General features: G+C 44.7%; 6 protein-coding genes. 2 read left to right on the forward strand and 4 right to left on the reverse strand.

Features of this window, described 5'->3' with window-relative positions; all coding sequences use genetic code 11:
• Positions 1–257 precede the first annotated feature (257 nt).
• Positions 258–617, forward strand: coding sequence for a hydroxyisourate hydrolase (uraH, locus tag PSE7429_RS20785; RefSeq protein WP_009629330.1), 360 nt, complete (start codon positions 258–260; stop codon positions 615–617).
• A gap of 51 nt (positions 618–668) precedes the next feature.
• Here the strand turns inward: uraH and PSE7429_RS20790 are convergent, their stop codons facing one another.
• From PSE7429_RS20790 to rpsN, 4 genes are all read right to left on the reverse strand, one after another.
• Positions 669–1,658, reverse strand: coding sequence for an aromatic ring-hydroxylating dioxygenase subunit alpha (locus tag PSE7429_RS20790; RefSeq protein ID WP_009629331.1), 990 nt, complete (start codon positions 1,656–1,658; stop codon positions 669–671).
• 91 nt (positions 1,659–1,749) lie between these two features.
• The gene (locus PSE7429_RS20795; protein WP_009629332.1) at positions 1,750–2,034 is read right to left on the reverse strand and encodes a TMEM165/GDT1 family protein; all 285 of its coding nucleotides are present in this window, start codon (positions 2,032–2,034) and stop codon (positions 1,750–1,752) included.
• Positions 2,035–2,097: 63 nt separating this feature from the next.
• Complete coding sequence (locus PSE7429_RS20800; RefSeq protein WP_009629333.1) at positions 2,098–2,475, reverse strand: TMEM165/GDT1 family protein; 378 nt, start codon at positions 2,473–2,475, stop codon at positions 2,098–2,100.
• A 109-nt stretch (positions 2,476–2,584) separates the two neighbouring features.
• Positions 2,585–2,890 (reverse strand): 30S ribosomal protein S14, encoded by a 306-nt coding sequence (gene rpsN, locus PSE7429_RS20805; protein WP_009629334.1) that lies wholly within the window; start codon positions 2,888–2,890, stop codon positions 2,585–2,587.
• Between the two features lie 451 nt (positions 2,891–3,341).
• On the opposite strand from rpsN, the gene recG reads away from it, so the two are divergent.
• Positions 3,342–5,810 carry an ATP-dependent DNA helicase RecG gene (gene recG / locus PSE7429_RS20810; protein WP_009629335.1) on the forward strand — a complete coding sequence of 823 codons (2,469 nt, stop codon included), beginning with the start codon at positions 3,342–3,344 and terminating at the stop codon, positions 5,808–5,810.
• Positions 5,811–5,896 lie beyond the last annotated feature (86 nt).

The raw sequence follows: 5,896 nt of genomic DNA on the forward strand, positions 1-5,896 counted from the left end.
GCGCACGCGCAGCGTGCGCCGCAGGTTTTATAACAAGCTAAGAAATGGCTACGCCATTTCTTAGCTTGTTATAACGTTAGCTGAGCGAAGTCGAAGCCACAGGTACTCTAATTAATCGCAAGTCCCTTAGTAATGTTTTGCAAAATCGTAACCGTAAACCTACTGATTTTTCCAATCGCAAAGCATTCGTCAATTATTTATAATTTATTTGCCTATCATCCGTTAATTATTTATTAATATTAGGTATTGGTTAAATCATGTCTGGGAAAGTCTCAACTCACGTTCTCGATACAGTTCATGGATGCCCCGCTAAAAATATGCAGATTGAGCTGTGGGCGATCGCTAGCGACGAACAAAAAACGCTATTAAAAACCCTATACACCAATCAAGATGGTAGAACCGACGAGCTATTACTAAATGAATCTGAGATGCAGGTCGGGATCTACGAGGTTTGGTTTAATGTGAGTGACTATTTCGCAAGTTTTCAGACAAACCAAACCCAGCCAGCCTTTTTAAGTCGTGTGCCGATCCGTTTTGGCATTGCCCACATTAGCGATCGCTATCATGTACCTTTATTAGTATCACCTTGGGCATACAGTACCTATCGTGGGAGTTGATAAGCTAAGGATTAGAGTTGCGGCGCGAAGCGCCGCAACTCTAATCCTTCACTAGGGAGTAAGCATGGCAGCTAGTTTGCGGCGCATCAACAAACCTGGGCGATCGGTCATCATATGCTGCTCAAATTTCGCATCGAGAGGCACATCATAATCCGTCGTTTCGAGGATCGCTTTGTCCTCTAGGGTCACTTGCCGATCAAAGGCGATCGCATCGGCAGCTTTAGTTTGTTCTTCAGTATCGTTGCGCAGGCAAAATTGGACAATCTGAGAGGACTTGTCATCAATTGGAGTAGCGGTATTGACGATGATATGGACTAGCCCATTGGGATAGTTAATCCGCAACTTACAGGTAAAAGGCATGAACCAATCCATCTGTAATTGCCGATGGGTGATGTCGCTATCCATTTTTAAATTCTTTTGTTGCGATTTAGGATTAACCACACCCAGAATCGCTGTAGCTCTGAGTCCATAATCGGTTTCGGTAATCTCTAACTCTTCGGGAATGGGATGATCGGCACTACCAAAGGTCGTAGTATGCACAAAAGTTGGATGGGCTAAATCCATTTCATTTTCCATAACCCTCAGCCCTGCACAGTTCCATACTTCATAGAACTCTGGTATTAAGCGGAATTGGGGATCGCTAGCTTCGGGAATTTCGGCAATCTTGTTTATGGGATCTCCCATACATACCCATACATAGCCATACCGTTCTTCGCAGGCAAAGGTATGAATGCGGTAATTTTTAGGGATAGGGGTATCAGTTGGTAGTTGCGGTACATGCAAACAACTACCAGAGCGATCATATTGCCATCCGTGATAGGCGCAAGCGATCGCCCCCTGTTTAACGCTACCGAGAGAGAGATGGGCGGAACGATGGCAACAGCGATCGAGCGCCGCCGCAGGCTTTCCCTCTGCGTCAATCCACAGAACAATTTTTTGTCCGAGCAGTTGAAAGCTTTTAGGCTGTTCCTCCGCCAACAAAGACATAGGTATGACAGGATACCAAAACCGCTTGAATAGAGAGTGACTGGTAACTAGCATTTGTATACTGTATACATAACTGCCTTTATTTAAGGTCAGTGGTTGCAGATATTCTGTGTTTGATAATACATAAAATTGCTAGGAAAAATTGCTAGGAAAAATTGCTGGAGTCTGACATAAATAATCGCATTGCCATAAAGGCAAACAAAGCCGCACCGATCGCTTTAAGCAATCTTGTGGGAGCAAGAATAGAAATACTATCGCCGAGCCATACTCCCAGAGAACTTGCCACCAGCAAAGCGGCTGCGGAGCCGATAAATACATACTTTGGGGCTGCCGAACTGCCGCTCAAACTCAGGGTAGCGAGTTGGCTTTTGTCCCCCAATTCCGATAAAAAAATTGTACCAAAGCTCAAAAATAATAACTGCCAATCCATATTCAATTCCTGTAAAAAATACTGTCATCCACTGTGATTCAGGTTTGTAGGCGATCACCTTGCTTAGGCGATCGCTTCCCAGAGTAGACTAATCGACAAAATCAGAAAACTTAAGCCAGCTAAGGTGTTTAACAGGCTAGGCGAGAAGGTTTTAGCTAACCATTTACCAGCGAGGACTCCTAATAGGCTTGTGGAAACTAAAGCGATCGCCGCACCCGCAAACACAATCCAAGGTTGATGGGACTGAGCCGAAATCACCAAAATGCTGAGCTGCGTTTTATCCCCTATTTCTGCCAAGAAGACGGTAATGAAAGTAGTCGTAACAATTTGCCAATGCTCGGTTTGGGTTGATGCTTGTGCCGATCCATCGACAGGCGATGTAGTTGTTACTTGATCTTGAGATGACTCTTGAGTTTGCGATTCAGGCTTTACAGACATCATTTACGGAAAGGGTTTAAATCTTTCATAATCCTTTCATAGTCTGGTCTAGATTGCAATAAAAAAAGGAGAGGTCGCTAGCGAACCTCTCCTTTTTTTATTGCAATCTAAACTACCAGCTCGATTTAACTACGCCTGGCAATAGACCTTGGTGAGCCATCTCACGCAAAACGTTGCGGCATAGACCGAAATCTTTGTAATAGCCACGGGGACGACCAGTCGCCCAGCAACGATTGCGATGACGGGTAGGGTTGGCGTTACGAGGAATTTGTTGAATTTCACGGTGTACGGCAACTTTTTGTTGTTGTGTCAGTTCGGGGCTGGCAAACTTTTCTTTAAGTGCTTCGAGCTTAGCTGCATACTTTTCAACTAACTTAGCGCGCTTTTTTTCGCGCTCGATCATGCTTTTCTTAGCCATTGCGGTTCTATCAGGTGATGTAGAGGTAAAAGTCTAAAAATTTAATACAATTCGCGACAGTTACCGATCATAACCTAAATAGCCAGTTTGTAGATCATAAATTTTTATGCCGCAGTTTTTTAATGTTTTCTAATATAGCCATCATCACTCACATTAAGTAGCTAGGCGCAATTAAATATAAAAGCCCAAAACCTGTAGCGCACGCTGCGCGCACGCTACAGGTTTTGATTCTGGGATTTAAGTTTGTCCAAAAGCCGTAAAGTTGCGTCCCGTAGGGGCGCAACTTTACGGCTTTTGGTAATTTATTTTGCGCAAGCACTTATGTGCTAATCATTTGGCGATCGCTAACAGGATTGCGCTAACAGGATTGCGCATTACGATATATGGCAATATAGGAATTAACGACAGAATTAACGACGATTGCCCAAAAACTCTTATTAAAATCTAGCTCGTGCCAATTGATATCAACCGTTTACAACAGGCCTTGAGTGTAGAGGCAGAAAGAGGCTTCTCAAATTTACAGGGAAAGCAATTTTTGTTTGCGGATTTTTTACATGTAAACTTGCGGGAAGATTTGCCTGAAAACTGGGAAATGAGCGATCGCTTGCAGGCGCAAACCTTAGCCAGTCAGTACGCTCAGTATAACGACTTATCCCTATCGCGTCGCCAACATCTTATTGCTGAGACAAGACGCTTATTATACGAAGTTCGTCGCCGCGAGATTGCGGAAACTAGTGCCTTATCGGGTATAACTAAACCCCAAAAGAAACCAAAAATCGAAGCAATTACTGCCACAGAGCCGAAATCTACTAAGAAAATAACCCCCGACACCGAAATAAAGGATATTGAGGGTATCGGTTCGTCTTTAGCAGTGAGATTTCAATTGCTCGACCTGCATAATGTCCGCGATGTCCTTAGTTACTATCCCCGCGATCATATTGACTATGCTCGACAAATACCGATTAGCGATCTGAAAAATGGCGATACGGTGACAGTTATTGGCACGGTTAAAAAATTTGGCTGTTTTACCAGTCCCAAAAATCCTAATCTCACAATTGTGGAAATTATTCTGCGCGATCGCACGGGTCAGATTAAACTCAGTCGCTTTTGGACGGGTAAACGGTATAGCAATCGTGGTTGGCAAGAAATCCAAAAGAGGCTTTATCCTCAAGGTTGTACGATCGCGGCATCTGGTGTAGTAAAACAGAGTAAATATGGTTTGACTCTTGAGAATTATGAAGTCGAGGTTCTCGAACATACTCAAGATACGATCCAATCGAAGACCGTAGGTCGGGTCGTTCCTGTTTATCCCCTCACCGAAGGCATTACCCCTGAAGCGATCCGCAGTCTAGTCGTGCAATGTTTGCCCGCAGTTTCGCAAATTGTCGATCCGATGCCCGATCGCCTTTTGCGCGATTACCAAATGATCCGTCTGCCCGATGCGATCGCCCAAGTGCATTACCCCGATAGTAGTGCCACCCTCGAACAAGCTGTCATTCGCCTCACCTTTGACAAATATTTCTATCGTCGCCTTGTGTCGCTCTATCGCCGCCAGCAGCAAAAGGCAATTCATTTTGTTCCCAAAAGTCAAGCGATCGACCAGCTCGAAAAAATTATCCCCTTTGAGCTAACCAATGCGCAAAAAAGGGTTATTGCCGAAATCCGTGCTGACTTACAGGGACAAACCCCCATGAACCGATTGGTGCAAGGGGATGTTGGTTCGGGCAAAACGATTGTGGCGGTATATGCGCTACTAACAGCGATCGAGGCAGGTTACCAAACCGCACTCATGGCTCCGACGGAAGTACTGACGGAGCAGCATTATCGCAAGATCGTGGAATGGTTTATGCAGCTCAATTTACCCGTGGAAATCTTGACTGGCTCCATCAAAACAGCGAAACGCCGAGAAATTTTACGACAGTTAGAAACAGGAGAACTGCCCCTCGTAATTGGAACCCATGCTTTAATCCAAGATGGAGTGAATTTTGCGCGGTTGGGATTAGCCGTCATTGACGAGCAACACCGCTTTGGCAGAGATCAGCGATCGCGTCTATTGCAAAAAGGTGAAGATCCCCATGTCCTGATTATGACCGCAACGCCAATCCCTCGGACGCTCTATCTCACTAACTCAGAAATCGAAGTGAGCATTATTGACGAACTCCCTCCAGGACGTAAACCAATTCAAACAGTCATTCTCAAACCTTCCCAGCGTAAAGATGCCTATGATTTAATTCGTCGCGAAATCGCTCAGGGTCGTCAGATTTACATCGTCTTGCCTCTAGTGGAAGAATCGGAAAAGATGGAAGAGATTAAAGCCGCTATTCAAGAAAGGGAGCACCTGCAAAATGTGGTTTTCCCCAACTTCCAAATTGGATTATTGCATGGTCAAATGTCCTCCGCCGAAAAAGATGAAGCTATTAATATTTTCCGTCGCGGGGAAACCCAGATTCTCGTTGCCACTACGGTGATTGAAGTTGGTGTAGATATTCCTAACGCCTCGGTGATGCTAATCGAACATGCCGATCGCTTTGGTCTAGCCCAGCTTCACCAATTGCGTGGTCGGGTTGGGCGCGGCAGTGCCCAATCCTACTGTCTCCTATTGAGCAGTGCCAAAACGCAAACAGCACAGGAGCGATTGCAAGTTCTCGAACAGTCACAGGATGGTTTTTTTATTGCTGAGCGAGACTTCCAAATGCGGGGCAAAGGAAAAGATGAAGGAACGGAGCAATCAGGACATTCTAGTTTCTCCATTGAAGATCGCCTACCCGATGAAGCTGCCCGTCAGGAGATCTTTCAAATTGCCCGCGAAGCCGCCGAAAGAATTATTAAAAAAGATGCGACCTTAGAAAATTTTCCCCTACTCAAAGCAGAATTTGAGATGCATTATCAACGCTTACAGGGTGGCGCGATTTTTACATAAATATTTACATAAATATATTTACATAAATATATTTATGTAAATATTTAATACCAATTCCCAAAATGGCGTTGCCATTTTGGGAATTG

Origin of the sequence: Pseudanabaena biceps PCC 7429 (genome assembly GCF_000332215.1) — a bacterium.
Lineage (GTDB): Bacteria > Cyanobacteriota > Cyanobacteriia > Pseudanabaenales > Pseudanabaenaceae > Pseudanabaena > Pseudanabaena biceps.